Below are 26,988 nucleotides of genomic sequence, written 5' to 3'. Positions count from 1 at the left end.
GTAAAGCTTTCTTCTGGTAAAGGACAGAAAAGGTGACTAAAACTGTCTGACGTATAATTATATTTTGTAATTGAGGTATTAAAATGAGCGCGAAATGGACCCCTGATTCCTGGCGCGCCAAGGATATTCGGCAAGTGCCCGAATACCCAGACTCTGCTGCTGTAGAGTCTGTGGAAAAAACCTTGGCGGGCCAACCGCCACTGGTTTTTGCAGGCGAGGCACGAAGACTACGTAAACAACTTGGCGAAGTGGCCGAAGGCCGTGCGTTCCTCCTTCAGGGAGGCGATTGTGCCGAGGCGTTTGCTGAGTTTCACCCCGATAATATCCGTGATACTTTTAAAGTAATGTTGCAAATGGCTGTGGCTTTAACTTTTGGCGCTGCTTGCCCCGTCGTAAAAGTCGGTCGTATGGCAGGACAATTTGCCAAGCCACGTTCTGCTGGAACAGAAACGATTAACGGTGTTGAACTGCCAAGTTACCGTGGTGATATTATCAATGGTATTGGCTTTACACCAAAAGAGCGTATTCCTGATCCGGAACGACTTGTTAAAGCCTATCATCAGTCAGCTTCTACGCTGAACCTTTTGCGTGCCTTTGCTCAGGGTGGATTTGCGAACTTGCGTCAAGTTCACAAATGGAACCATGACTTTGTTCGAAATTCAGCGCAATCAGCACGCTATGAAGAATTGGCAGGACGTATTGATGAAGCCATTGGCTTTATGGAAGCTTGCGGCCTAACCGAAGATCGTGTGCCACAGTTGAGTGAAACGGATTTTTACACCAGCCATGAAGCGTTGTTGTTGAACTACGAACAGTCCTTGACCCGCGTCGATAGTTTGACCGGTGACTGGTACGATTGTTCTGCTCATATGCTGTGGATCGGTGATCGGACGCGCCATATTGATGAGGCTCATGTTGAGTTCATGCGTGGTATTCACAATCCAATTGGCATGAAGTGTGGTCCTTCTTCTGATCCGGATGATTTGTTGAGATTGATTGATCGCCTTAACCCGAACAACGATGCTGGGCGTCTAACCCTAATCGTTCGTATGGGCGAAGATAAAGTTCAAGATCATTTGCCAGCCTTGATCCGTGCGGTTGAACGTGAAGGTAAAAAAGTTGTTTGGTCGTGTGATCCAATGCATGGCAATACAATCAAGTCTTCTTCCGGTTATAAAACCCGCCCATTCGACCGTGTGCTTGGCGAAGTACGTAACTTCTTTGCTGTTCACAAGGCTGAAGGCACTTATGCGGGCGGTGTGCATTTTGAAATGACAGGAAAAGACGTGACCGAGTGTATTGGTGGGGCTCAGGCCATTACCGATGAAGATCTCTCCGCACGTTATCACACATATTGTGATCCTCGTCTTAATGCCAGCCAGGCACTTGAACTTGCTTTCTTGATCGCCGAGCAACTCAAAGAAGAACGAGGAAGCCGGGCATCGGCTCCAGTCGCTCAGGCTTCTAGTTTCTGACGATTACAGGAAAAGCATTAATGTCTGACTCAAACCACAATAATAGTCAGCAGGTAAAACACCAGAGGGAGGAGAGATCCTCCCTCTGGCCTGTTGAGGATCAGGATATTACAGCCTGGACCGATCATTATTTTAACCGCAGCAAAAAAGTCGTCGAAAAATTTGGCGACCAGACTGTTACCTATGCGGTTTTCATGAGACGTCCTGTGGTTTCAGCACCTGGTCTGGTTATCAAGTGGTTGGAGGAGATGGCCCGAAAGCGGAATTTTGATCTGAAGATTGACCTTCGTTACGCAGAAGGACGTTGGGTTGGGGCTGGTGAGCCGATAATGTACCTGACCGGATCTCTTTGTCATCTTGTTGATCTCGAAACTTTACTGCTTCAACGCTTAGGCCCTGCCTGTGTTGCCGCCTACAATGCCTTTACCATGTGCTCTGATCTGCATTCGGTCGCTTTTTTGGCGATGGACGCGCGCCATTGCGCGGGTACGGATATGGCCGAAATTATGGCCTATGCGGCTTCTGTTGGTGCTGATCGTGCCAAACGTAAGAATGGTGCTCTTGGGTTTATCGGGAACGCAACCGATGCGACGGCGCATTATTTCGGACAAGAGCGCGGTTTGGGAACAATGCCTCATGCTCTTGTTGGCTATGCAGGATCAACCTTGCGGGCTGCGGAAATGTTTGATGAAACATTTCCCGGTGATCCAATGACAGTCCTCGTGGATTATTTTGCTCACGAAATTACGGACGCGCTGACTGTTTGTCGGCGCTTTCCAAAGCGTGCAAGTCAGGGACATTTATCTGTTCGCTTGGATACTGCTGGCAGCCGCTTTATTGAAACGTTGGACCCACCAAGTTCTTATGCGGTTTTAGAAAGAAATGTTCCCAGAGCTATTCGCGGATATCGTAATGAACAAGAATTAAGGTATCTGGTTGGGCCTGGGGTTTCTGCTGCTGCAATATGGACAATGCGTGAAGCCTTGGATAAAGAGGGCTTTAACAAAGTTAAGATTGTTGCCTCTTCCGGTTTTAGTCCCGCAAAGTGCCGTTTGATGGCAGAAGCGGAAGCACCACTTGATGTTGTCGGAACGGGTAGCTATCTACCTAGTAGCTGGTCCGAAACATATGCCACTGCTGATATTGTCGAATATGATGGTGTTGCGCGTGTGAAAGTAGGACGCGAGTTCCTAATACGAAAATAAAGACCTGTTCAAAGGTAATACTTAAAAATGACTGAGACTGTAACTTCCGGCGCGATCGAAGATTTGATCGAGAATTTTGAATTTCTGGAAGACTGGGAAGATCGTTATCGTTATATCATCGAACTAGGCCGTAAATTACCGCCGATGGACGATGCCCTCAAAACGGAATCATCACGGGTTCAAGGGTGTACAAGTCAGGTTTGGCTTGTGTGTAATGTTGATGATAGTACACCGAGCCGGATGACCTTTATTGCGGATAGTGATGCGCATATTGTACGGGGACTTGTTGCTGTATTATTGATGATATTTTCAGGTAAAACCGCTCAAGAAATAAAAGATACTGATATTGATGGTATCTTAAATCAGTTGGAATTCTCTCAACACTTAAGCCCTAATCGGGCTAATGGATTGTTCTCTATGGTTAAACGTATCCAAGCCACAGCTGAGAGTTATCTCTAGTTCTATTCATTGGTTTATATGTCTAAATTGGATTATTAGCTTGGCATTGTGTTTTTGATCACGATGCCAAGCTAATTTTTTGTCTAGAAAGTTCCGGGATATGCCCCGCCATCTAGAAGCCAGTTCTGGCCTGTGATGAAACCTGCGCGATTACTGCAAAGAAATGCACAAGCTGCCCCAAATTCGTCTGGCTTTCCAAAGCGTTTACTTGGGTTTGTGGCCTGACGGTTCGCCCATTCTTGTTCCAGCGTTGTACCATTCTTTTTGGCAGCGGCTTGAAGCGTAGAGGTTAAACGATCAGTTTCGAATGGTCCGGGTAGCAAGTTATTACACGTTACATTGTTTGCGGCAATTTCACGTGCCAGTCCGGCGACAAACCCTGTTAGCCCAGATCTGGCACCGTTAGATAGGCCAAGAATCGGGATGGGAGCTTTTACAGCGCCTGATGTAATATTAACGATACGACCAAACTTGCGATCGATCATACCGTCAACAACGGCTTTGATGAGAAGGATTGGGGTAACCATGTTTGCTTCAACCGCATTATGCCATGTGTCACCATCCCAATCACGGAAGTTACCTGGTGGCGGGCCGCCTGCATTGTTGATCAAAATGTCAGGCGCTGGACAAGCAGCTAGGAGCTTTTCTCGACCTTGTTCGGTGGTAACGTCGCAGGCAACTGTTTTAACATCGATACCTGTTGCGTCTCTAATTTCCTGAGCTGTGGTTTCAACCGTTTCAGCGGTTCTACCATTAATAATGACATCAACGCCCTCTCTCGCCAGTTCCATGGCGCAGGCCTTTCCCAGCCCCTTTGAAGATGCACAGATAATCGCTTTACGGCCTGCTATTCCTAGATCCATTATTTATTCCATATTCATCGTTTTTTATTGATGCGTATTTGGGGTTAAGTTTCTAACGTTACAATAGAGGGGTGTACATTGATACCGGCTTATTTTTTTCGAGCTTGAAAGCTATTTCGTTTCAACTTACTTATACTCAATAAGAGTAAAAGTAAGTTGATGTTACCTCAAGTGTAGCTTCACTCTTGCTGACATTCCGCTATAAAGGTAATAACCTGATATGACCGAAAAACTGACTATTGCCTTCGCGCAAATGAACCCTACAGTCGGCGATATCCGTGGGAACGCTGATCTCATTCGTGATGCACGTAAACAGGCGCTGGACGCTGGTGCAGATTTGCTTGTCACGCCTGAGTTGAGCCTGGTGGGATATCCACCGGAAGACCTTGTGCTGAAGCCTGAACTGCTTCTTGAAGCTCAGGCTGAATTACGCAGTCTTATGGCCGATACGGCAGATGGTGGTCCGGGAATTTTGCTTGGCGCACCGATGCCTGACGTGAAGCTCCAGGAAAATCCTTTCAAAAAAGCCTTCACAACGACAGGTTCTGAAATCTACAACGCCGCAGTCTTGCTGGATGGTGGAAGCCTTGTCGGCTGGAAGGGGAAACACTTCCTTTGTGATTACAGCGTGTTTGATGAAAAGCGTGTGTTCAAACAGGGCGCCCTAACAGGTCCGTTCCCGTTCCGCGGTGTGCGCGTTGGTGTCTTTATTTGCGAAGATATGTGGGACTCGGATGTATGCGAAACCTTGGCCGAGGCCGGCGCGGAAATGTTGGTCGGGATTAATGGTTCTCAGTTCAATGCAGGTAAAACAGACACCCGCCAACATCTGGCAATTGAGCGCATAAAAGAATGCGATTTGCCGCTGGCGTATCTCAATATGGTTGGCGGACAGGATGACATCGTCTTTGACGGTGGCTCCTTTGTTCTCAACGCGGATTGCAGCCTGCAGGCGCAGGCCCCGATGTTTGATGAACACTTCATGGTGACAGAGTGGGCCAAGGGCCGTGACGGAGCGTGGTCCTGCCTACCCGCAGAAAAGATTGCCCCTGAAGAAGAGTTGTCGGCAATTTACAGAGCGCTTGTTCTTGGTGTACGTGATTACATCGCAAAAAACAGATTTCCGGGGATTGTAATCGGCATGTCCGGGGGTATTGATTCAGCCCTATCAGCCGCGATTGCCGTGGATGCCATCGGTCCGGACCGAGTGCGTTGTGTGATGATGCCATCACCCTATACCTCTCGCGACAGTCTTGAGGATGCCGAATTGGCAACCAAACTTCTCGGGGTTAAGTACGATTCTATCTCCATCGGCCCTGCGATGAAGGCATTCGAAGAAATGCTTGCACCCGTTATGGCGGGGACCGAGGCTGATACCACAGAAGAAAACATTCAGGCGCGCTCTCGTGGACTAACCCTAATGGCGATTTCAAACAAACTTGGCTTCATGGTTCTTTCGACTGGAAACAAGTCTGAAATGTCCGTTGGCTACGCTACGCTTTATGGCGATATGTGTGGTGGGTATAACGCACTTAAAGATGTGTATAAGACCAAGGTCTTCGCTCTGTCGCGCTGGCGTAATGAACACAAGCCCCACGATGCTCTGGGCCCTGTTGCCGCCGTAATGCCGGAGCGTATTATTACCAAACCACCATCGGCAGAACTGAAACCGGACCAAACGGATCAAGACAGTTTGCCGAAATACGACGTTCTTGATGGTATTTTAGAGTGCCTGATCGAAGAAGAACTGCCTTTGGTCGATATTCTTGCAAAGGGATATGACGAGAGTACTGTTCGTCGCGTCTGGCGTATGTTAGACCTTGCAGAATATAAACGACGTCAATCTGCGCCTGGTGTACGTGTCACCGCACGGGATCTGGCCAGAGACAGACGATATCCGATCACGAATGCGTTTCGTGGCCTTACGAATAGATAACAGAAGAAAAAGACGAGTTTCATGAAAGTACGCTTTGCTCCAAGTCCCACCGGTCGTTTACACGCCGGGAATGCCCGTATCGCTGTATTGAACTGGCTGATGGCCAAAAAGGCTGGCGGAACCTTCCTGTTGCGACTGGATGATACCGATACAGAGCGTTCAACAGATGAATTTGCCGAAGCCATTCAAACTGATTTGAAGTGGATGGGCCTTGTCTGGGACGAATTTGCTGTTCAATCTCATCGTATGGATCGCTATGAAATCGCCGCTGAAAAACTCAAAGCTGACGGCCGTCTTTATCCTTGTTATGAAACCTCTGATGAACTTGGCTTGAAACGTAAAGTCGCCCTACAGGCTGGTCGTCCACCGATCTATGATCGTGAAGCTCTTAAACTAACGCCAGAAGATATTGCCAAATACGAAGCCGAAGGACGTAGAGCCCACTGGCGATTTAAGCTTGAGCATAGTCCTGTAGAGTGGACTGATCTTGTTCGTGGAGATATCCATTTTGAAGGACAACATCTAACGGATCCTGTATTGATCCGCGAAGATGGCCGTCCGCTTTATACGCTGACATCCTGTGTTGATGATATTGAATTGGAAGTAACGCATGTTCTGCGCGGGGAAGACCACGTTTCCAATACTGCTGTCCAAGTTCAATTGTTTGAAGCATTAGGCGGCAAAGTTCCTGAGTTTGCACATATTTCTCTTATGGTTGGTGCTGATGGATCTGGCCTTTCAAAGCGTCTGGGAAGCTTAAGTCTTGGTTCTCTTCGTGATGAAGAAGGTATAGAGCCGATGGCCCTTAACAGTTATCTGGCACGTTTGGGTACACCTGATCCTATTGAAGTACGTCAAACGCCAGTTGCCCTGACGGAACTTTTTGATATTGCTCGTTTTGGTCGGGCTACACCGCGCTTTGATCCGGTTGAGCTGGGTCATTTGAATGCGAAAGTTTTGCACGAAGTAGATTTTGATACGATTCAAGCACGTTTGCCTGAGGGTTTTGATAAAGAGCTTTGGGATGTTGTGCAGCCAAATCTTGAGAAGCTTTCTGATACGCAATCCTGGTACGACATCTGTCGCGGTGATGTAACGCCGGATATTGCGGAGGAAGATGCCGAATTTTTGATGGCAGCCTCAGAGCAGTTACCTCAAGCGCCGTGGGATCAAGGAACTTGGAAAGAACTTACCTCTGTTCTTAAAACAGAAACGGGTCGTAAGGGGAAACAGCTTTTCATGCCGCTTCGCAAAGCGCTTACCGGGCAGCAGCACGGGCCTGAACTGGCGCAGTTACTCCCGCTCATTGGCCGTGAACGTGCAGAAGCGCGCTTAAAAGGGCAAGTAGCTTAAAACTTATCTGGTATCTTTTTGAAAGGGGCTTATATAAAGTTCCCTTCATATGTAGTGATACATTTTTAAAACCGACAAAACCCTTGGGAAAAGACCATGACGATTAAAGTCCACAACACACTTGCGCGTGAAAAGCAGGATTTCGAGCCCATCGATCCTAAAAATGTGCGCATGTATGTTTGCGGACCAACTGTTTATGATCTCGCCCATATCGGTAATGCCCGTCCTGTCGTGGTTTTTGATACCTTTGCCCGTCTTTTAAGATACGTTTATGGCGACGAGCATGTGACTTATGTGCGCAACATTACGGATGTTGAAGATAAGATCATCGAAGCGTCGCTCAAATCAGGCGAACCAATCGAGAGCATTACCAAGCGAACCACACAGGCTTATCACGATGACATGGCTGCACTCGGCGCTCTTGAGCCGAATATAGAGCCGCGTGCAACAGATCATATCCAAGAGATGATCGACATGAGTGCAGAACTGATCAAGAAAGGCCATGCTTATGAAGCAGAAGGCCATGTTCTTTTTTCTGTTGCGTCAATGGCTGATTATGGAGAGCTATCCCGCCGCAATCGTGACGACATGATTGCTGGCGCGCGTGTTGAGGTTGCTCCTTATAAAAAAGATCCCGCGGATTTTGTCCTTTGGAAGCCGAGCAGTGACGAACAGCCCGGTTGGGATAGCCCTTGGGGTAAAGGCCGCCCTGGATGGCACATTGAATGTTCCGCAATGTCACGCGTTCATCTAGGTGAGACGTTTGATGTGCATGGCGGTGGCCTGGATCTGACTTTCCCACATCATGAAAATGAAATTGCACAGTCAAGGTGCTGCAATGAAAAGCCTTATGTGAACTACTGGATGCACAACGGGTATGTTGTGGTCAACGGCGAGAAGATGTCCAAGTCTTTGGGGAACTTCTTTACGGTTCGTCAGCTTTTGGACGAAGGTCTGAACGGTGAAGCGCTCCGCTTAACCCTTTTGTCTGGTCACTACCGCCAGCCGCTGGATGTGACCCGAGAAAAGGTTGCGGAGTTCAAAACACAGCTCGATCGCTTTTATGGTGCCTTGCAATCCGTAGAAAAAATTGAGGCCAATACGACTGAGGCTTCCGACGCTTTTCTGGAAGCTCTCAAAGATGATTTGAACACGCCTTTGGCGCTTTCTGTTCTGCATGAGATCACAACCGAATTGAACAAAACCGGGACTGATCGCAAGAGCCATAGAAAAACTTTGGGACGCTTAAAAGGGCAACTCTTGGCGGGCGGTTATCTTCTTGGGATTCTTCAAGTCGATTCAGAAGTTTGGTTCAAAGGTGTTGGTGATGATGGTCAAGACATTGAAATGTTGATTGCTGAACGTATTGAAGCCAAAAAATCCAAGAATTTTACGCGAGCAGATGCCATAAGAGATGAACTTGCAACTCAAGGGATCGAGTTGCTCGACAGTCCAACAGGCACAACTTGGCGTCGTAAGTAAAAATAGATTACGCGGATATTTGGAAAAAGGGCTGGGTTGAAACCTAGCCCTTTTTCGTCCTCACTTTCAGCCTACATTTTTGTATCGTATGTAATTTTCAAAATGACAGCTTTGTGGTCTTCGATTTAGGCGCCAAGAGTTGTTTTTATTTATTACCAGTTAACGGCGTTGTATGGCTTTCTACCGTGCAGGCAATCGCCACCACCCGACGATCACTTTCGCAGTAACCGCGACAACCAAACCACATAATACGCGTTTTGATGTTGTTTCCATTGTGCCGATTATCAGTAGTGCATGTATAACGCTGCTCGGAACAATCAAGACTGCAAAGCCCGTATGAATGAACCGCCACATGCGTGGATTAATGCGCAGGCGATGACGCAATAAAACTGTAAGAGCAGAGGCAAATAAGGCCCACATTGCAATGACGCCCCAAACGGAAAATGGCGTAGGTGAAGAAAAAAGGAGTGCGTCGATTACATCAGGGGGGCTTGTGATCCATAAACCGATGACATGGATCAGGATCATCATGACCAGTATTCCCCCGATAATACGATGAACCTGGCGACTTTGTAATCGGCTTAGATCGCGCAAATATCCACCTGCGAGCACAGGCTGAACAAATAATAGCGCCATTGCAATAACACCTGCTAATCCTGCGATAATATATATTGGATCACGCCATGCCAGCAAAGGGCTACACATTGCAGCAACAATAGGAACGGCAATGATTGTGGTAAAGGTCGACCAAATTAGGCCTTTATAAATCCAGGTCTTCTTTTTAAACCTCACTTTGATCAGGCCGGTTGAAGTACGAATTCTACATTAAGGCTCGTATCGCTGATGCTTTGCATGACAGGACGAAGGAAGACGGTTTTAAATTCATCACCATCATAGGCAAGGTGGCCGTGCGGTTGACCGAAAGCGGGAACAATCTGTGGCATCTCAAGTTGAAAAGCGCCGTCAGCATTTGTCAAAGTAGCACCATGGCTCTCGGGATCGCGTTCGTGCCCCTCGGTCGTATGTGCCCATATTTGAATACGTTGACCAGCAAGAGGCTTTCCATCTCCGGCGCGGCGTACAGTTCCTGTCATCCAAAAGCCACCCCCACCGATCTTATCTACGATGGCTGCACCGGGAAGGTAGTTGTTGGATCCGCCACGCATTGTCGGTGTTGGCAAAAGTCCTTGTGCATGAGCTGGTAAGTGGGGGCGAGATACGCCGATTATTAAAGCTGCGCCAACTGATGTAATGACGGTACGACGAGTGATTAGAGTATCTGTCATGTGGCTTCTTTCAAACGATGAAAAATCCAAGTCTGAATAATAACACTTTGTTCGATTATTTTCACGGAGAGAACCTCAAGGGCACGATAAACAATGGACACAGTTACGTGATATGGCGGTTTGCTCACAGCCAAGACGTTGCTTATTACAAATCCACACGATAACATTTGAGGCTTCAAACATGTTTATTTAAAGTATATCTGCGTGGGGCCTAAAAGAGCTATACCGCGGCGGATGTTGGTAAATGGTGCTTTGGAGTGATATACGGCTCCTTTGTATCGGCGATAGCTATCGGAAATAGTTAATCATAGTGTATTGCAACAGTTCAGGGCTGGTCCGTATTGAATTGAGGCGTAACCTACAAGGGAGGCACTAATAATGACCCGACTAACAGCTAAAGATTTTGACCCAAAGTTGTTGGAACTTTATGATTTTTATGCGCACGGTATGATCACGAAACGACAGTTTCTTACAAGGGCAGCAAAGTTTACTGTTGCTGGCATGACAGCAACCACTATTCTGGGTTTGATGTCACCGAACTATGCCTTGGCGGAACAGGTCTCTTTTAACGATCCAGACATCATACCCGAATACATAATGTATCCATCACCCAACGGACATGGTGAAGTCCGGGGCTATTTGGTTCGTCCGTCAGGTGTCGAAGGTAAGCTCCCTGCCGTTGTTGTTGTGCATGAAAATCGTGGCCTTAACCCATATATTGAAGATGTTGCCCGGCGGCTTGCAAAGGCTGGATTTATGGCAATAGCACCTGATGGTCTTACGTCGGTTGGTGGCTATCCCGGCAATGATGCTGAGGGGCGCGAGCTGCAACGCACGGTTAATTCCGAAAAACTAATGAACGACTTTTTTGCAGCTATTGAATTTATGATGGCCCACGAAGGTTCTACAGGAAACGTCGGTATAACCGGGTTCTGTTACGGCGGTGGCGTCGCCAATGCGGCAGCGGTCGCTTATCCTGAACTGAAAGCATCTGTCCCATACTATGGCCGACAAGCGAGCGCTGAAGATGTGCCAAAAATTCAAGCCCCATTACTGCTACATTACGGAGAACTAGACGAACGGGTGAATGCGGGCTGGCCTGATTATGAAGCAGCGCTTAAAGCCAATGGTAAAGAATTTGAGGTTTATATCTACAAGGGTGCCAATCATGGTTTTCATAACGACAGTACGCCGCGTTTTGATGAAGCGATGGCTAATTTGTCTTGGGAGCGAACACTGGCGCACTTTCGAAAGCACCTTGCGTAAGACTCTGGTTCCGTTATGTCACCAAAGAAACTTATCTTGTTTTGGGTAGGTGGTAAAAAGTAAACAGGGCTGGGGTTCTCAGCCCTGTTTCTCTATGGATAAGCCTAGTTATTGGTAAAGGCTATTCGTATTGCCATCCCGCCTAGAATAGTCGCTGTGATCCAGCGCAATAATGTCTTTATACGTTTGCTTGCTTTAATCTTTGCTGCGGCCATGGCGGTAAGACAGATAAGGGCCACAAAGACGATGTAGCCGTTGATATTAAACAAGAGGCCGAGGGCTAGGGTTTGCCAGACGACATCCTGAGGGGCGGCATCAATGAACTGGGGCAGAAAGGCCAGCATAAAGAGGCCAATTTTCGGGTTGAGCAAGTTGGTTGTCGCACCTTCCAAAATTATTTTCACTGCTTTGTGTTTGGGAGCTTGCTTGCCAACTTGGGTCTCGGTTGTTTCTGGCTTGCTGGTGAAAATTTTGAAGGCGATATAAAGCAGATATAGTGCCCCGGCGATCTTAAGCGCAAGGAAGGCCGTTTGAGACGTGGCGAGCAACGCAGAGATACCAAGGGCCGAAGCCGTTGCGTGAACCATGGAACCCAAGCTGATCCCGAATGCCGCCAGCAATCCGGCTCGTTTTCCCTGATCTGTGGTCTTGGCCAGTACGTAAGCCATATCCACGCCGGGTGTCAGGTTGAGCGCAATCCCGGCAACGACAAAGGGGATCAGGAGAGATAGATCAGGAAGGATATCTGGCATCTGAGGAGTTCCATAAAGTAAGCCCGCAGGAATATATCTATCCTACGGGCTTAAATTTAGAAACTCTAAAGAGAGATTTTATTCGAATACTTCACCAAGGTTTTGCTCGGAAGCAAAGCGAGAAGGGCCAAAGCGGTTGGGACCTTCAGTTCCTTTCAAGAAACCGCACTCTATTAAAATCCAAAGGGCACCAATGATTGGCACAAAGATAATAAGAGTCCACCAACCGCTTTTATCTCTATCATGCCAACGTTTTATGAGGATAAGTATAGAAGGAACAATGGCGACAAGGCTAAACACACCGCTTAGAAGTCCTGCACCAGCTTCAATGCTGTATGACCCGAGCATAAAATCTAAGGCAGTTAGAATAATACTGATTACAAAGTATGGTAAAAAATATCGGAGCCAGTAATCCGACCGAGAAATGCGGCCTTGAGATGATATTAGAAACCACCTCCACGAAAATTCCTGGCTGCCAGAAGTAACAGGTGTCTGTGTCATAACGGAATCTGTCATAATAATTCCCCCTAAATTTATTGCGATCTGAATTTTCGAAGAAGGACTGTCTAACATTCTTATGGTTGAATATCTACTGATTTGTTCTCGGTAACTGTGTCGACTTTATTTAACATTTGGGCTGCACTCGTTTTCGGTAAAGTTGACCTTTCCTAATCCTTATGGTCAAAAGCATGGATAAACTAATTTAGCAAAGAAACTTGTAATAAAATGTCGTCAGGACCCATAAACGAAAACCGTGTCTATCTTTTTGACTCTACCCTACGCGATGGGCAACAGACGCAGGGCGTCGATTTCTCTGTTGCTGATAAAACCGCAATCGCACTGGGCTTAGACACGATTGGCGTTGATTATATTGAGGGGGGGTGGCCTGGCGCTAATCCAACGGACAATGCATTTTTCAATGAACGCCCAAATTTAAAGTCAGCTTCTTTCGTGGCTTTCGGTATGACCCGACGTCCAGGTCGATCTGTTGAAAATGATCCAGGTCTTGCGCCGTTGGTTAGTTCTGCTGCTGATGCGGTTTGTATCGTGGGCAAGACTTGGGACTTCCATGTGGATGTCGCCTTGGATATTCCGCATTCCGAAAATATCGACATGATTGGCCAGTCCATAGCTTTTTTGAAAACCCGAAAAAGCGAAGCCATGTTCGATGCCGAACATTTTTTTGATGGCTACAAAGCCAATCCCAAATTCGCGATGGAATGCGTGATATCTGCCTATCAGGCCGGGGCGCGTTGGATTGTTCTGTGTGATACCAATGGCGGGACGCTTCCTCATGAAATCCGTCGGATCGTTGGTGAAGTGACAGAGAAAATTCCGGGAACTCATATTGGCATCCATTGCCATAATGATACTGAAAATGCGGTTGCGAATTCTCTTGCTGCTGTTGAAGCTGGCGCACGCCAAATCCAAGGAACCTTAAATGGATTAGGGGAGCGTTGCGGAAACGCAAACCTTGTTTCGCTTATTCCATCCCTGAAGCTGAAAACGTCCTATGACATTGGCGTCAGTGATGAGCAGTTAAAGCGCTTAACATCGGTTTCCCACATGCTGGATGAACGGATCAACCGCGCCTCTGTCAGCAATGCTGCTTATGTCGGTCAGTCTGCCTTTACGCACAAGGGTGGGTTACATGTCTCAGCCGTTGAGAAAGATCCGAAGACTTACGAGCACATTGATCCAGAGCTTATAGGTAATCGTCGTCATATCGTGGTCTCGGATCAGGCTGGCCGTTCCAATGTGGTTGCGATGTTTAGGGAAATGGATATCAACGTCGAAGACGGTGACGGCAGTAAAATGAATACCTTATTGCAACGTGTGAAAGACCGCGAATTCGAGGGTTATTCCTATGATGGTGCTGAAGCCAGCTTTGAGCTTCTTGCCCGCCGCGCTTTTGGGGAGATACCAAAGTATTTTTCTCTCTCGCGCTTTCGGGTTATGGATGATCGACGCTTGGATGCTCGTCAACAACTGGTCACAGAATCAGAGGCGACGGTTACTCTTGAGATCGGCGCTAAAACCATTATGGAAGTCTCAACCGGAAACGGCCCGGTGAACGCGCTCGATTGTGCTCTGAGAAAGGCCCTTTTGCCATTCTATCCAGAGTTGGAAGATATGGTATTGCTGGATTATAAGGTCAGAATTCTCACGCCTCAGGAAGGAACCCGAGCGGTAACGCGTGTGATGATTGAATCTGGGGATTCGTCTGGACGGCGCTGGACAACGGTTGGAGTATCGCCAAATATCATTGATGCTTCTTACAATGCCATTAATGATGGCATCACGTGGAAACTTTTCCATGAAAAAGCGAAGAGTATCTCTAAAACCATTTAGGGTCAGTACCCTTCATTTTATCCTGACATTGGGTTTTATAAACGGAGAAAACTGTGGCCGGAACTGATTCTACACAAACCACTTTGGATGAAAATTCTATTACAGGTGGGCCTGTGATTATCCTTGTTAAACCGCAGCTCGGCGAAAACATAGGCATGGTCACCAGAGCAATGCTCAATAACGGACTTACTGAACTACGTTTGGTCAAGCCTCGTGACGGATGGCCAAACCCAGCCGCTGAAGCTTCTGCTGCGGGCGCGATAGAAGTTCTTGAAAATGCCAAGGTGTTTGAGACAACGCAAGAGGCTGTGGCTGATTTACACAAGGTCTATGCAACAACAGCCAGAACCCGGGATATGACCAAGCCTGTAGCTGTGCCTCATCACGCAGCCAAAGAAATGCGTACCTTTGATCAGTCCAGCCAAAAGGTGGGGGTTTTGTTTGGGCCAGAAAAAGCGGGTTTACACAATGATGATGTGGTCTTGGCGGACACTGTGATTTCTGTTCCGTTGAACCCTAAGTTCTCATCTCTTAATCTGGCACAGGCAGTGTTACTGATTTCTTATGAATGGTATCAACTCGGTGTAAATGTTCCTGATCAAGAACTCATTTTGGGAAGTTCGCCGCTTGCAATCAAGGGGGAGTTGGTCAATTTCTATGAGCGTCTTGAAGCTGCTCTTGACGAGTCCGGTTTCTTGTGGCCGCCGGAAAAACGTCCAAACATGGTTCGAAATCTACGTAATATATTCCAACGCGCCCATCTGACGGATCAGGAAGTCAATACCTTGCACGGGGTTGTGAAAACGCTCCGGCTTGGACCGCGGGTGCAGTCTAAATCTAAAAAATAGATTATGCAGACCACTTTGTGGTTAGGTATGAAAGGCTGAATAAATCTTCCTTTCATACCTTCATGGTTAACCGTTTGAAATCAAATCCAAAGGCATCTTGGAGAGGCTTTCACAACCATCCTTTTTGACCACAACTGTTTGCCCTGGACACATCGCGGTGTTGCTGTCGCTATCCATAAGGATCATGTGGAGAAAAAAGACCATGTTCTCTTCTACGATCACAGGGTTGTCGTGGTAGAACATCGGCCAGTCCATCCAGTTTGGAGCAAATGTTGTTCCCAGACTGTATCCTGTGGCATTGAGGCGATGTTCTTGCATGCCAGCCGCATCAACAACACGGGCATAAGCATCAAAGACATCCCCAACCGGAATGCCGGGTTTGAGCGTCTCCATGCAGGCCGCCATGGCGTCTGTGGCGACTTTGTGCATTTCAATTTGTCGCAGGCTCGGAGTACCGATCACAATTGTCCGCATCATGGCAGCGTGATAGTGGCGATATGCACCAGCCCATTCCAGAGTGATCTGGTCTTCGTTGTCGAGATGGCGACGACCTGTGAAATAGCGACAGAGCAGGGCATCAGGACCAGAGCCGATAATAAACTCATTTCCAGAATAATCCCCGCCACCTTTAAATATAGCCCCCTGCATGGCTGCAAGGATGTCTCCTTCAAAGGCTCCGGGAATACAAAGTTCGTTTGCTTCCCTTAAAGCGTTATCCGCAAGTTCTGCAGCCTGGCGTACATATCCGAGCTCAGCAGGGCTTTTAACGACCCGTAACTTGCTGACGAGGTCTGAGGCATCTTCTAGGCGACAAAAGCAATCCAGTGCTGCGTAAAGACGGCGGCCATTACGAGCTGTTAAGCCATAGGATTCGAGTTCGACTCCAAAGGTTTTATCTTTGCCCCCGTGTTCGTCGATTATTTTTCGTAGCTCAAGTTCCGGTGTTGCATCTGGACCATCCACCCAAACCCTGACATCATCAATAATGGATGTGTGTTTGGCTTGTCGGAGGTCTGCCGATCGGGTGAGCAAGGTCATTTTACCGTCAATACCTAGGTAGAGGCATTGGAAGAAAACGTATCCAAATGTGTCATAACCTGTCAGGTAAAACATTGATTCCTGACGGAAAATTAACATGCCATCCAGATTGCGTTCGACCATCAAATCGATGGTTCTTTGGCGACGTTGGGCCAGTTCCTCTTCGGAAAAGTGGATTGCCATTGGCTTAACCTTTTAAAGCGGGTAGTTCTGCAGAATAGCAGTTAATTATGAATAGAAGCATATTACGTGGGCTTTGCTCTCTGTACAGCAGGAAATACGTTTGACTTTTATAGCGGCATCCGTATAGTCGCGCCTGCATTCCTGGGAAAGTGGAACGGCTTTATGCCTGCTTCCCGTCCTTAATTGGAACTACCGGGACAATAAACTTTTAAATATTAGGATGTCAAAATGTCCAAGCGCGTAGCTGCTAAGTACAAGATTAACCGCCGTCTTGGTGTTAATCTTTGGGGTCGCCCAAAAAGCCCTCTAAACCGTCGTGATTACGGCCCAGGCCAGCATGGTCAGCGTCGTAAAGGTAAGACTTCTGACTTTGGTACACAGTTGATGGCCAAACAGAAGCTCAAAGGTTACTACGGTAACATCGGTGAGAAACAGTTCCGTCGTTACTTCGCAGAAGCTAACCGCCGTAAAGGTGATACAGGTGAAAACCTTGTTGGTATTCTCGAATGTCGTCTGGCTGCTGTTGTATACCGTGCGAAATTTGTTCCAACCGTTTTTGGCGCACGTCAGTTCGTCAACCACGGTCACGTGACTGTTAACGGTAAAAAAGTAAACATTCCTTCTTACATGGTTAAAGAAGGCGATGTGATCGAAGTTAAAGAGAAAAGCCGTCAGATCCCAATGGTTCTGGAAGCTATTGATTCTGTTGAGCGTGAAGTTCCAGAATACATCTCTGTAGATACAAAAGCGATGAAGGCAACATTTGTACGTGTTCCTGAACTTGCTGATGTTCCATACCCAGTTCAAATGGAACCAAACCTGATCATCGAATTTTACTCCCGCTAATCGGGACGAAAATTCTGCTGGAGTTCGTCTTCAGCGCACAAGGTTTAAAAAAGGTTGTCAGCATTGCTGGCAACCTTTTTTGTTATTACATTACTTAATTCAAGTTAGAAATTTTCAATACCAGGGATTTTACACTCGCCTCTGGTAAACACGTTGTCTACGCGCCCAAAACGATGTTGAAAGACTCTAAGGTACCCTTTGCAGTCCTTAAACCTGATGTATGTGTTGTACCCAAGTAACCTCTCGTTGTTTCTATCATGAACAGCTTTCTCCAAGGTGGTTTGAGAGAGGATGTTGTCGCTATCAATATTATATTTACCGAGTACTTCTTGAAGTTGTTCAGGGTAGGGATTGATAACGTCCGCAAAGGCAGGGCTGGTATATGCTGAAAAGGTAATAGAGGCGAAAGATATGAATAGGGATAATCGTTTTAAAGGTTTAGTCATTTCGAGTTTCTCTTATTCTAAGATATCGCGATAGTTTGGGGCGTGAGTAATCTGAATGAATTATTCTTTTAATATAGGTAGGGGGTCTTAACCCCGTTTTAAATAGAAGTTACTGAATAAAAAAGGGCCGTAGAAAGTAATCTTTCAAACGGCCCTTTTTGTATAAGTATTTATAAGTTTAAGACGCAGGTTGTTCTTCTGTCTTAACGCCTTTTTCCTCTAGAAACTGTTGAAGTTCGCCAGTTTGGAACATTTCACGAAGAATATCACAACCACCAACAAACTCACCTTTAACGTAGAGTTGTGGGATTGTTGGCCAGTTACTAAAATCTTTAATGCCCTGGCGGATGCTTGGATCTTGTAGAACATCAATACCGGTGAATTTCACACCAAGATGTGTGAGAATTTGTGCTGAAGTGGCTGAAAAACCGCATTGTGGAAATACGGGTGTACCTTTCATGAAGAGTACAACATCGTTTTCGTTTACTTCCTGACGAATGCGTTCTGAAACAACGTTATCCATAAGGTTCATTCCTTGATCGTGTTAATTCAAATGACTTTTAAAAGTCTCGGGCATCTGGTTTCTGGGCATTAGGTCTCAGGGGGCGTCAGGCTTGCGGCGCTGAGGTCTGTAGAGCCAATGCGTGTAGTTCATTGCCCATGCGACCTTGTAGGGCTTCATAGACCATTTGGTGCTGTTGCACCCGTGTCTTTCCCTGAAAGGCTGGGGATACAACGTAAGCTGCATAGTGATCGCCATCGCCACGTAAATCTTCGATGGTGACATCAGCTTCGGGCAGTGCATCCCGAATCAGTGCCTCGATCTCAGCAGGGTTCATCGGCATAGATACTGTCCTCGTTCATATTATTCCAGTTGGATGAGATTCCAGTTAAATTGGATTCTTATCCCAATCAAGACACCACACTACAAAGCCTTTACGAAAAGATCTACAGGAGAGGTATCTTTAATCCTCTCCCGTAGGTTATTTTCTTTTCAAATGGCAGATATAAGCGTTATCCGGCCATATAGTTTGGTAACCATGCTTCGTTCACGTCACGAAGCTCTGATACCGATATGGTACTGCCGCCGGGTAGGGTCAAGTTATTACCGCCTGTGCGACCAATAATCACAGCAGGCACACCAGCTTCTTCTGCTGCTTCCAAGAGGCTTTCTGCGTCACCAATCGAAATCAGATAACGGCCCTGATCTTCGCCGAACAGCCAAGCTGTTGTCGGTAACTTTTCATCAGCTGGTTTAATTACTTCTGCGCCCATGTCTGATGCAATAGCCATGTCTGCTATTGCAGCAGCCAGACCGCCATCGGACAAATCGTGGCAGCTTTCGACAAAGCCAGCTTCGATTTGTGAGCGAACGAAATCGCCATTTTTGCGTTCAGCGGCAAGGTCAACAATAGGCGCATTGCCTTCTCGACGACCTTCAATGACATCAAGGTAAATGGACATGCCTATATGACCGATTGAATCACCAATCAGAACAAGGCTCTCACTTTCTGAACCGAAAGTAACTGTTGCGACTTTACTTGAATCTTTGAGAAGGCCCACGCCACCAATAACAGGTGTTGGTAAAATGCCTTTACCATTGGTTTCGTTGTATAGTGAAACGTTACCAGATACGACTGGGTAGTCTAGGGCGATACAAGCATCACGCATACCTTCGATACAGCCGACGAACTGGCCCATAATTTCGGGACGTTCGGGGTTACCAAAGTTCATGTTATCTGTAATGGCCAATGGCGTCGCACCAACAGCGGTCAGATTACGATAAGTCTCCGCAACAGCTTGAGCTCCCCCGCGAACAGGATTTGCCTTACAGTAGCGTGGCGTACAGTCTGATGTTACGGCCAAAGCGCGATCTGATCCGTGGATACGTACGACACCGGCATCACCACCTGGACGTTGAATGGTATCGCCCATCACCATGTGGTCGTACTGTTCCCATACCCAGCGGCGGCTGGACATATTGGGTGAACCAATCAGTATTTTGAGGGTCTCTGTTGTATCCGTGGATTCTTGAATATCCTCAGCTAGGATGTCTTCTGAGTCAGGCGTCGGTACCCAAGGGCGGTCATACTCTGGCGAATGATGAGCCAAAGGTTTGATTGGCAAATCGCCAATGATTTCACCATGAAATTTGAGAACCATACGTTTGCTGTCGGTTAGAGTACCAATGACGGCAAAGTCAAGATCCCATTTTTGCATAATTGCTTGAGCAATATGCTCTTGGCCAGGCTTTAGAATGATCAGCATGCGTTCCTGACTTTCGGAAAGCATCATCTCATAAGGTGTCATGCCTTCTTCTCGTTGAGGAACTTTGTCCAGTTCAAGCTCAACCCCCATGTCGCCAGAAGACGCCATTTCAAAGGATGAAGATGTTAGTCCAGCGGCACCCATGTCTTGAATAGCAACAATGGTATCTGTTTGCATCAGTTCAAGGCAGGCCTCAATAAGGAGCTTCTCAGTGAAAGGATCACCGACCTGCACAGTAGGACGTTTTTCATCTGAATCATCATCAAACTCTGCCGAAGCCATCGTTGCGCCGTGAATGCCGTCGCGACCCGTTTTTGATCCGACATAGACAACAGGATTTCCAACGCCAGAAGCTTGAGCTGTGAAAATTTTATCAGTTTTGGCTAGGCCAACGGTCATTGCATTGACGAGAATATTACCATTGTAGGACGGATCGAACTCAACTTCACCCGCGATGGTTGGGACGCCAACACAGTTACCGTATCCACCAACACCTGCCACAACACCAGAGACCAGATGGCGCGTTTTGGGGTGATCCGGTTCACCAAAGCGCAGGGCATTTACATTCGCGATCGGGCGGGCGCCCATTGTAAATACATCGCGTAGGATACCACCAACGCCTGTTGCCGCACCTTGATAGGGCTCAATGAAACTTGGGTGATTGTGGCTTTCCATTTTAAAAATGGCCGCATTTCCTTCGCCGATGTCGATGACACCTGCGTTTTCACCAGGTCCCATAATAACTTGCGGGCCTTCAGTTGGAAGTGTTTTAAGCCACTTTTTTGAAGATTTATAAGAACAGTGCTCGGACCACATAACTGAGAAAATGCCCAGTTCAAGAAGGTTCGGCTCACGGCCCATAATTTCAAGAACCAGCGCGTACTCTTCTTTGTTGAGCCCGTGTTCCGCGACGATTTCAGGGGTAATTTCGCTCATCTTTTCATCACCTTATGAAAGTGCCGCAACAAGGCTGTCAAACATTGGTCGTCCATCTGTACCACCAAGGGTTTCTTCGCAAAGCCGCTCAGGATGGGGCATCATACCAAGAACATTACCTTTGGTATTGTAGATACCAGCAATATTATTCAATGACCCGTTAGGGTTAACTTCTGGATTTACGCTGCCGTCTTCGGCGCTGTATCTGAAAGCCACCTGACCATTGCCTTCAAGAGACTGTAACCCGTCGGCATCAATGAAATAGTTCCCATCGTGATGGGCAACAGGAATAAGGATATTTTGGCCAGCAGAATACTGTTTGGTAAATACTGTGTCGTTTCGCTCTACTTTGAGATGAACGTCGCGGCAAACAAAGCGTAGATTACTGTTACGCATGAGGGCACCAGGAACCAAACCACATTCAGTCAGTATTTGGAAGCCATTGCAGATCCCAAGAACGGGCACGCCCTTGTTCGCGCGGGCAACAACTTCTTTCATAACAGGAGATTTTGCAGACATGGCACCACAACGGAGATAATCCCCATAGGAAAATCCACCTGGAAGGCAGATTAAGTCGACATCATCAAAGTCGGCATCTTTATGCCAGACCATTTGGGGTTCAGATCCCATGGATTGACGCAAGGCAACCTGAATATCACGGTCACAATTGGATCCTGGGAAAACGATAACCGCCGCTTTCATTGGCAAGTTCCTCGGAGTTTGATTTTACAATTAACCATTACAGTTATTCTGTCCTTGCTACAGAAAAGAGTTTTATCCTTCGTAGCTTGATGAACTTACTTTTCCAGATCGATGGAATAGTTTTCGATCACTGTATTCGCCAAAAGTTTTTCGCACATGGCTGTAACGGTTTCACGGGCCTTAGCTTCATCGGTTTCTTGGATATCGAGTTCGATGAATTTACCTTGGCGTGCTTCATTTACACCTTCGAACCCAAGTGAGCCGAGAGTATGTTCGATCGCTTTGCCCTGGGGATCGAGAACTCCGTTTTTCAGAGTGACATGGACGCGCGCTTTCACCCGTAATCTCCATTTATCTGTTGCCTAAGTAAGCAAATTAAAGCCTACCGTTAAGCTTCTATAGTTTAAACAACTTGGGGACCCATTTTAGGTCCCCGCTACATTAAGGCTTTATGCCTAAAACTTTCCAAAAATCGTATTCATTGAAATGTTTGAGCACATTTTTCCAGATACCGGGATGAATGCATTACTCAAGGTTTCTTTTTTGATACGATTTTGATGCCAGATATTGAAGGCTTCTCTATCCATTTTGGAATAGAGGGACAGTTCACCATTTTTTGAGCCCCAAAAAAGGGCCGTAGGTTTGCCTAAATAATGCGGCTTGCCGAGCATGGTTTCTATTCCTTGGGCCTAATACCCAGAAAGAGGTGTCAAGGTTAGGTAAAGATAGTGGTCTTTGCCCTAAATCCTATACATTTGCGCACCGTATAGCAGTCTCTGGTTTATATGACAATCCCACACGGAATGGTCTTATGGCTGTATTTAGTTTTACCTTTAGCGTAACTGTAGAATTATATATCGCTGAGGTCTTCTAAGTTCTTAAAAACCAAAGATGTTGAAGAAAAAAGAAACATTTATTTCACCGTAAATTTAAATTGAAACATCTTCAAATAGGGCCTTTCCGAGCTTGCCATCAGCAAAGAGCCATTGTGTTTTAGCAGGAGTCTTTTCTTGTGTGACGGTTTCGGGAGCCGGCAAGGCAATTAAGGAAGAGGATGAAGTCTGAAATACGGAAGGTGTTATATCCGAGGAGGAGACAATCGTCATTGCTTTTTGTGGATCGTCATTTTCGCGAGAGAGTATTTCCTGCCATCCGGACCAATCATTTTTTTCTGGGTCAGGGATGGTTTTTTCGAAATCTTTTTTGTGTAATTGAATGCGTGGGCTGTCGTCGTTGCCATCTCCTGCAGTAATCATAAAAACGCCTTTAGGTATCGGAAATATTTCGATACCTCCAGTGCCTTTATCATTATCGTTTCTGAGCCAAAAAGCCTTTTTATAGTCTGCAATGATCAAGTTGAAATTTTTGTAAGCTTTTGGATTTAGATCAGCAAGCGCGATAGCTGCATCATAAGAATCGGCATGGTCCAAAGCTTCTAAAACAAGTTCTCCTCTACTTCTTTTGTCAACGGCTGGTCCTAGGCTTCCATGGCGATTTAGGACACAGGCCAAGAGACCGAAGTCATTAACACCAAGCCAACTTCCCCCCGCCATTTCGTCCAATCCTGCTACGACGTCCGGGCGATCATCCCAGTGTCTTGCAGGTTTCTGCCAGGGGCGGTCAGACATTTCATCACGATTACCAGCAAAAAGTAGGGGCCATATATGACCAGGGCGACGAAGTAAGGTAACAGTGCACATAATTTCCTGCTTAAGATATAATTATCGAGTTTCCCTTGCGGAACCGAAAAGCTATAACGAAATGTATAATAGATGGTTTCTGTCTTCTATGCTTTCTAAAATTAGAAAATTAGATCATTCCTGAATGATTAAGGTATAATAGACAAATACCAGTACAAACAAATGTATGGCACACCACGAGGAGTCTTTGTTAAATGACCAGTATTAGTGACCGCGAAAAGGCTTTTGAAAATAAATACCAACACGATGAGGAATTGCGTTTCAAAACGGAAGCTCGCCGTAACAAACTTCTTGGACTTTGGGCTGCTGACTTGATGGGGCTGACAGGTGATGCTGCTGATGAGTATGCTAAAACAGTTGTTAAGGCCGATTTGATTGAGCCTGGCGAAGACGACGTGAAACGCAAAGTCTTAAAAGATTTTGAAAGCCGTAATATTGATAAGTCAGAACATCAGCTTGTGCGCATGATGGCTGAGTTGATGGACGAAGCTAAAAAGCAGATGCAAGAGTAACGCATTTCAATTTTAGTTTTAGTGATTTTTAAAGGGGCTTTGGATTTTCCAAGGCCTCTTTTTTTGTAACCAAGAGAGAAAGTTAAGGAATTTGCAGTAGGGTTGATTAATGTTTTTCATTAACCCATACCAGAATAACAATTGTGTGGACTAACGGTTAAGTGAGGAGGGAAGTATGAACGCCTTACAACAGCTGACGAAAGCTCAAGAAAACAAGTTTAAACATGAACAGGATTTGCTATTTAAAGCAAAGGTAAAAAGAAATCGGATGTTGGGTTTGTGGGCTGCCGAATTGATGGAACTTAAACAAGACGAAGCCCAAAGATATGCAGATGATTTTGTTACTCTTCACCTCAGAGATACCGGGCGTGAACAGCTGCATAATAAGCTCTTAGAAGATTTTAACCATGCGGGCGTTCATAGATCTGATCACCGTATTGAACGTAAAATTCATGAGTGTATGGTTAGAGCGGTCTATGATTTGAAGACCAATTAGCATGACCGATTTCTAGGCTCCTCTGGATAAGAGAAAAGCTCCTTAAAAGGAGCTTTTCTCTGGTATCGTCATCGTAAGATCAGTTATTCAACTACTCACCAAAAATACGTGAGAAAATTCGATCCACATTTTTTGTGTGATAACTGATTGAATCTTCATCAAGCAATTTAGTTAATTTTTCAACATTAAGAATCTTGGTTAGTCCTTCATCCTTGGACATGAAGAAGAAGAATCTGTTGTCGTGTTCTTGGGCCTGCTTTTCTACATCATCGAGCTCTGCAGGTGTGTCAGGGTTATCAGGGTCAATGCCGTAACTTTTCCAAACACGCATGGCATTACGCTGAACGATACGATAGGCATCTTCTCTGCTCACGTCATTTTGTGTGAGATACAATAATACGCGCTGAGCGTCGTGGATACCGCCAAAATTGTTCATGTGATCAAGCATGTTTTGCGGGTAGACCACCAACTTTTCGATTGTGCCAGCAAGACGGTTAAGGGCAAAATCGAGGGTGATTGTTGCGTCTGGACCAATCATGCGTTCGACCGAAGAGTGGGAGATATCCCGCTCATGCCAAAGCGCCACATTTTCGAGTGCCGGTACGACGGCCATACGAACAATCCGTGCCAGACCAGTCAGGTTCTCTGTCAGGATAGGGTTGCGCTTATGTGGCATCGCCGATGAGCCCTTTTGCCCTGGGGCAAAATATTCCTGTGCTTCGCGAACTTCTGTACGCTGCAGGTGGCGAATTTCTGTGGCAACGTTTTCAATTGAAGAGGCGATAATGCCGAGTACAGCAAAGAAATGTGCGTGACGATCTCGTGGAATAACTTGTGTTGAGATTGGTTCAGGCGTTAATCCCATTTTTTCAGCGACGTGTTCTTCAACGCTAGGATCGACATTGGCAAAGGTTCCAACGGCACCTGAAATCGCACAAGTGGCAATTTCTTCGCGTGCAAGAGTCAGACGCTTTTTGTTGCGCTCCATCTCTGCATAAAATCGTGCAAATTTAAGGCCCATGGTAACAGGCTCAGCATGGATGCCATGTGAGCGGCCGATACAGACCATATGTTTGGTCTCAAGTGCACGCTTTTTAAGAGCAGCAAGCAGGCGATCTAAATCGGTCAGTAAGATATCCGCGGCTTGTGACATCTGCACAGATAGACAGGTATCGAGTACATCTGATGAGGTCATGCCTTGATGGACAAAGCGCGCTTCCTCGCCAACATTTTCAGCTAATTCTGTTAAGAAGGCAATAACGTCGTGTTTGACTTCGAGTTCGACCTCATCAATACGGGCTATGCGTTCAGGGGTGTATGGTTTTTGACCTTTTTCCCATATTACAGCTGCGGCTTCTTTGGGGATCACGCCAAGGGCTGCTTGTGCATCACAAGCGTGGGCTTCGATTTCAAACCAGATACGGAGTTTATTTTCTGCTTCCCAGATCTTGGTCATTTCTGGGCGACTGTAACGGGGGATCATGGTGCTTATGTTCCTTTTGGAAAGTGCACAAGGTCTCAGCAATTTCTCTGCTGCAAAATATCTACGCGAAACAAGCGAACTTAAAGCCGTATGTCAACCGTTATGGTGATATTTCTTTAAGCTGGCCCTGTGAATAATCAATATTTCACTCTATTGAAATGATATTAAGAGGTGACTGCAACCTAATATTTAATTTCACCTGGTTTTAAAGGTCAAAAACTTATGGTATAGCCCACGCCTAATAATGTTAGTCAAAAAAACGAGGCGGATGTGACAAATAATTCAATGGCCAAATATGAAACTCTGAAAGACTTTCCCAAGCTGTATTGGCAATGGATACCCTTGTTGATGCTTGTCGTAATGGTCGTCGGGAGAACAATATTCCCCGATTGGAAAGATTATGAGTACTACATTGAAAGTGAAGCAAGGGGCATTGTTGAAAATGCTGCCTTTGTCATTCTTGCCCCAGGCGTTGTGTTTGGTTTCCTTGCATGGCGGATGAGAGATGCCTTGCCATCTAAATATCTTGGCTATTGGCTTATGCTTTGCACTATTGCAGTGTTTATTGCCGCGGGTGAGGAAGCAAGCTGGGGACAGCACTGGTTTCAGTGGGCAACGCCAGAAAGCTTAGCTGCCATCAATGATCATAATGAAACAAATTTCCATAACACTCTGAATGGCCACGATACAACGATCAAATCGATTATCATGGTTGGTATGGCGATTGGAACGATTGTTATACCCTTGGTTATTCGTTTTGGTGGGATGGCCAAACCTGCTTTGGGCAGTTCGCTTTACTGGTTGTTCCCAACAGTTGTTGGTCTGCCCGTGACGATTTATTGTCTTAGCAGCAGGATTATCAGACAGTTGTTCCAAAAATGGACGAGGCTGGATGAGTACATGTATTTTGATATGGATTTCAACGAACTAAGTGAGTTTTTTGTTGCCTGTTTTCTGTTCTTTTATCTGTTCTCTTTCTGGTACAGACTTAGACAAGCGAAAGCGGCTAAAGTAGCTTAGCCGTATCGTGAATAGGCAATATGAAAGGTCTCCGTTTGGAGGCCTTTTTTGTGCTTTCTTCTATTTATCAATGATGTTCAA

Annotated in this window: 27 protein-coding genes; 13 read left to right on the top strand and 14 right to left on the bottom strand. The window is 46.3% G+C overall.

The features are described from left to right. Positions 1-83: 83 nt before the first annotated feature. The 3 genes from ACFSKO_RS20880 to ACFSKO_RS20870 are packed head-to-tail and all read left to right on the top strand — an operon-like array spanning position 84 to position 3,139. A complete protein-coding gene (locus ACFSKO_RS20880; RefSeq protein WP_380255355.1) occupies positions 84-1,475 on the top strand; it encodes a class II 3-deoxy-7-phosphoheptulonate synthase in 1,392 nt (463 codons plus the stop codon). A gap of 20 nt (positions 1,476-1,495) precedes the next feature. Then, a complete protein-coding gene (locus ACFSKO_RS20875; protein WP_380255354.1) occupies positions 1,496-2,680 on the top strand; it encodes a beta/alpha barrel domain-containing protein in 1,185 nt (394 codons plus the stop codon). A gap of 27 nt (positions 2,681-2,707) precedes the next feature. Continuing rightward, the gene (locus ACFSKO_RS20870; protein WP_380255352.1) at positions 2,708-3,139 is read left to right on the top strand and encodes a SufE family protein; all 432 of its coding nucleotides are present in this window, start codon (positions 2,708-2,710) and stop codon (positions 3,137-3,139) included. A gap of 83 nt (positions 3,140-3,222) precedes the next feature. Here the strand turns inward: ACFSKO_RS20870 and ACFSKO_RS20865 are convergent, their stop codons facing one another. Next, positions 3,223-4,002, bottom strand: a complete 780-nt coding sequence (locus ACFSKO_RS20865; RefSeq protein WP_380255350.1) for an SDR family oxidoreductase — start codon at positions 4,000-4,002, stop codon at positions 3,223-3,225. Between the two features lie 220 nt (positions 4,003-4,222). Here ACFSKO_RS20865 and ACFSKO_RS20860 point away from each other — a divergent pair, with 220 nt between their 5' ends. The 3 genes from ACFSKO_RS20860 (at position 4,223) to cysS (ending at position 8,773) form a co-directional block, all read left to right on the top strand. Beyond that, entirely contained in the window at positions 4,223-5,938 is a 1,716-nt protein-coding gene (locus tag ACFSKO_RS20860; protein WP_380255348.1) for an NAD+ synthase, read from the top strand. Positions 5,939-5,959: 21 nt separating this feature from the next. Next, positions 5,960-7,291: a glutamate--tRNA ligase gene (gene gltX, locus ACFSKO_RS20855; RefSeq protein ID WP_380255346.1), complete on the top strand. Its 1,332-nt coding sequence runs from the start codon at positions 5,960-5,962 to the stop codon at positions 7,289-7,291. A gap of 96 nt (positions 7,292-7,387) precedes the next feature. Further along, entirely contained in the window at positions 7,388-8,773 is a 1,386-nt protein-coding gene (cysS, locus tag ACFSKO_RS20850) for a cysteine--tRNA ligase (protein WP_380255343.1), read from the top strand. Between the two features lie 180 nt (positions 8,774-8,953). Here the strand turns inward: cysS and ACFSKO_RS20845 are convergent, their stop codons facing one another. Further along, a complete protein-coding gene (locus ACFSKO_RS20845; protein ID WP_380255341.1) occupies positions 8,954-9,565 on the bottom strand; it encodes a ferric reductase-like transmembrane domain-containing protein in 612 nt (203 codons plus the stop codon). A 5-nt stretch (positions 9,566-9,570) separates the two neighbouring features. Continuing rightward, a complete protein-coding gene (locus ACFSKO_RS20840) occupies positions 9,571-10,059 on the bottom strand; it encodes a peptidase associated/transthyretin-like domain-containing protein (protein ID WP_380255339.1) in 489 nt (162 codons plus the stop codon). Between the two features lie 378 nt (positions 10,060-10,437). Between ACFSKO_RS20840 and yghX the strand changes: the two genes are divergently transcribed. Then, positions 10,438-11,325, top strand: coding sequence for a YghX family hydrolase (gene yghX / locus ACFSKO_RS20835; RefSeq protein ID WP_380255336.1), 888 nt, complete (start codon positions 10,438-10,440; stop codon positions 11,323-11,325). A 104-nt stretch (positions 11,326-11,429) separates the two neighbouring features. Here yghX and ACFSKO_RS20830 read toward each other — a convergent pair whose 3' ends face one another. Both ACFSKO_RS20830 and ACFSKO_RS20825 read right to left on the bottom strand, forming a co-directional pair. Next, positions 11,430-12,077: a LysE family translocator gene (locus tag ACFSKO_RS20830; protein ID WP_380255334.1), complete on the bottom strand. Its 648-nt coding sequence runs from the start codon at positions 12,075-12,077 to the stop codon at positions 11,430-11,432. A 78-nt stretch (positions 12,078-12,155) separates the two neighbouring features. Then, entirely contained in the window at positions 12,156-12,593 is a 438-nt protein-coding gene (locus ACFSKO_RS20825) for a DUF805 domain-containing protein (RefSeq protein ID WP_380255332.1), read from the bottom strand. A gap of 210 nt (positions 12,594-12,803) precedes the next feature. On the opposite strand from ACFSKO_RS20825, the gene cimA reads away from it, so the two are divergent. Both cimA and ACFSKO_RS20815 read left to right on the top strand, forming a co-directional pair. Beyond that, positions 12,804-14,429: a citramalate synthase gene (gene cimA, locus ACFSKO_RS20820; RefSeq protein ID WP_380255330.1), complete on the top strand. Its 1,626-nt coding sequence runs from the start codon at positions 12,804-12,806 to the stop codon at positions 14,427-14,429. Between the two features lie 53 nt (positions 14,430-14,482). Beyond that, entirely contained in the window at positions 14,483-15,277 is a 795-nt protein-coding gene (locus ACFSKO_RS20815) for an RNA methyltransferase (protein ID WP_380255328.1), read from the top strand. Between the two features lie 66 nt (positions 15,278-15,343). Here the strand turns inward: ACFSKO_RS20815 and ACFSKO_RS20810 are convergent, their stop codons facing one another. After that, positions 15,344-16,498, bottom strand: a complete 1,155-nt coding sequence (locus ACFSKO_RS20810) for a M24 family metallopeptidase (protein WP_380255326.1) — start codon at positions 16,496-16,498, stop codon at positions 15,344-15,346. A gap of 228 nt (positions 16,499-16,726) precedes the next feature. Between ACFSKO_RS20810 and rpsD the strand changes: the two genes are divergently transcribed. Continuing rightward, positions 16,727-17,344, top strand: coding sequence for a 30S ribosomal protein S4 (gene rpsD / locus ACFSKO_RS20805; protein ID WP_380255324.1), 618 nt, complete (start codon positions 16,727-16,729; stop codon positions 17,342-17,344). 104 nt (positions 17,345-17,448) lie between these two features. On the opposite strand, the gene ACFSKO_RS20800 is transcribed toward rpsD, so the two are convergent. From ACFSKO_RS20800 to ACFSKO_RS20770, 7 genes are all read right to left on the bottom strand, one after another. Beyond that, complete coding sequence (locus ACFSKO_RS20800; protein WP_380255322.1) at positions 17,449-17,790, bottom strand: hypothetical protein; 342 nt, start codon at positions 17,788-17,790, stop codon at positions 17,449-17,451. Positions 17,791-17,968: 178 nt separating this feature from the next. Continuing rightward, positions 17,969-18,313, bottom strand: coding sequence for a Grx4 family monothiol glutaredoxin (grxD, locus tag ACFSKO_RS20795; RefSeq protein ID WP_380255320.1), 345 nt, complete (start codon positions 18,311-18,313; stop codon positions 17,969-17,971). 85 nt (positions 18,314-18,398) lie between these two features. Next, positions 18,399-18,635, bottom strand: coding sequence for a BolA family protein (locus ACFSKO_RS20790; protein WP_380255317.1), 237 nt, complete (start codon positions 18,633-18,635; stop codon positions 18,399-18,401). A gap of 169 nt (positions 18,636-18,804) precedes the next feature. Further along, the gene (gene purL, locus ACFSKO_RS20785) at positions 18,805-20,994 is read right to left on the bottom strand and encodes a phosphoribosylformylglycinamidine synthase subunit PurL (RefSeq protein WP_380255315.1); all 2,190 of its coding nucleotides are present in this window, start codon (positions 20,992-20,994) and stop codon (positions 18,805-18,807) included. Positions 20,995-21,006: 12 nt separating this feature from the next. Then, a complete protein-coding gene (gene purQ / locus ACFSKO_RS20780) occupies positions 21,007-21,696 on the bottom strand; it encodes a phosphoribosylformylglycinamidine synthase subunit PurQ (protein WP_380255313.1) in 690 nt (229 codons plus the stop codon). Between the two features lie 95 nt (positions 21,697-21,791). After that, positions 21,792-22,034: a phosphoribosylformylglycinamidine synthase subunit PurS gene (gene purS, locus ACFSKO_RS20775; RefSeq protein WP_380255311.1), complete on the bottom strand. Its 243-nt coding sequence runs from the start codon at positions 22,032-22,034 to the stop codon at positions 21,792-21,794. Between the two features lie 591 nt (positions 22,035-22,625). Continuing rightward, positions 22,626-23,396, bottom strand: coding sequence for an NRDE family protein (locus tag ACFSKO_RS20770; protein WP_380255309.1), 771 nt, complete (start codon positions 23,394-23,396; stop codon positions 22,626-22,628). Positions 23,397-23,590: 194 nt separating this feature from the next. Between ACFSKO_RS20770 and ACFSKO_RS20765 the strand changes: the two genes are divergently transcribed. After that, the gene (locus tag ACFSKO_RS20765) at positions 23,591-23,908 is read left to right on the top strand and encodes a DUF1476 domain-containing protein (RefSeq protein WP_380255307.1); all 318 of its coding nucleotides are present in this window, start codon (positions 23,591-23,593) and stop codon (positions 23,906-23,908) included. A gap of 175 nt (positions 23,909-24,083) precedes the next feature. Beyond that, positions 24,084-24,404, top strand: coding sequence for a DUF1476 domain-containing protein (locus ACFSKO_RS20760; protein ID WP_380255305.1), 321 nt, complete (start codon positions 24,084-24,086; stop codon positions 24,402-24,404). Between the two features lie 91 nt (positions 24,405-24,495). On the opposite strand, the gene purB is transcribed toward ACFSKO_RS20760, so the two are convergent. Then, positions 24,496-25,887 (bottom strand): adenylosuccinate lyase, encoded by a 1,392-nt coding sequence (purB, locus tag ACFSKO_RS20755; protein ID WP_380255303.1) that lies wholly within the window; start codon positions 25,885-25,887, stop codon positions 24,496-24,498. A gap of 270 nt (positions 25,888-26,157) precedes the next feature. On the opposite strand from purB, the gene ACFSKO_RS20750 reads away from it, so the two are divergent. Continuing rightward, entirely contained in the window at positions 26,158-26,907 is a 750-nt protein-coding gene (locus ACFSKO_RS20750) for a hypothetical protein (RefSeq protein ID WP_380255301.1), read from the top strand. The last annotated feature ends 81 nt before the right edge of the window (positions 26,908-26,988 follow it).

Source organism: Kiloniella antarctica, from assembly GCF_042682825.1.
Lineage (GTDB): Bacteria > Pseudomonadota > Alphaproteobacteria > Kiloniellales > Kiloniellaceae > Kiloniella > Kiloniella antarctica.
Note: the sequence above shows the minus strand (reverse complement) of the source record. Positions and strands in the feature narration are given on the sequence as shown.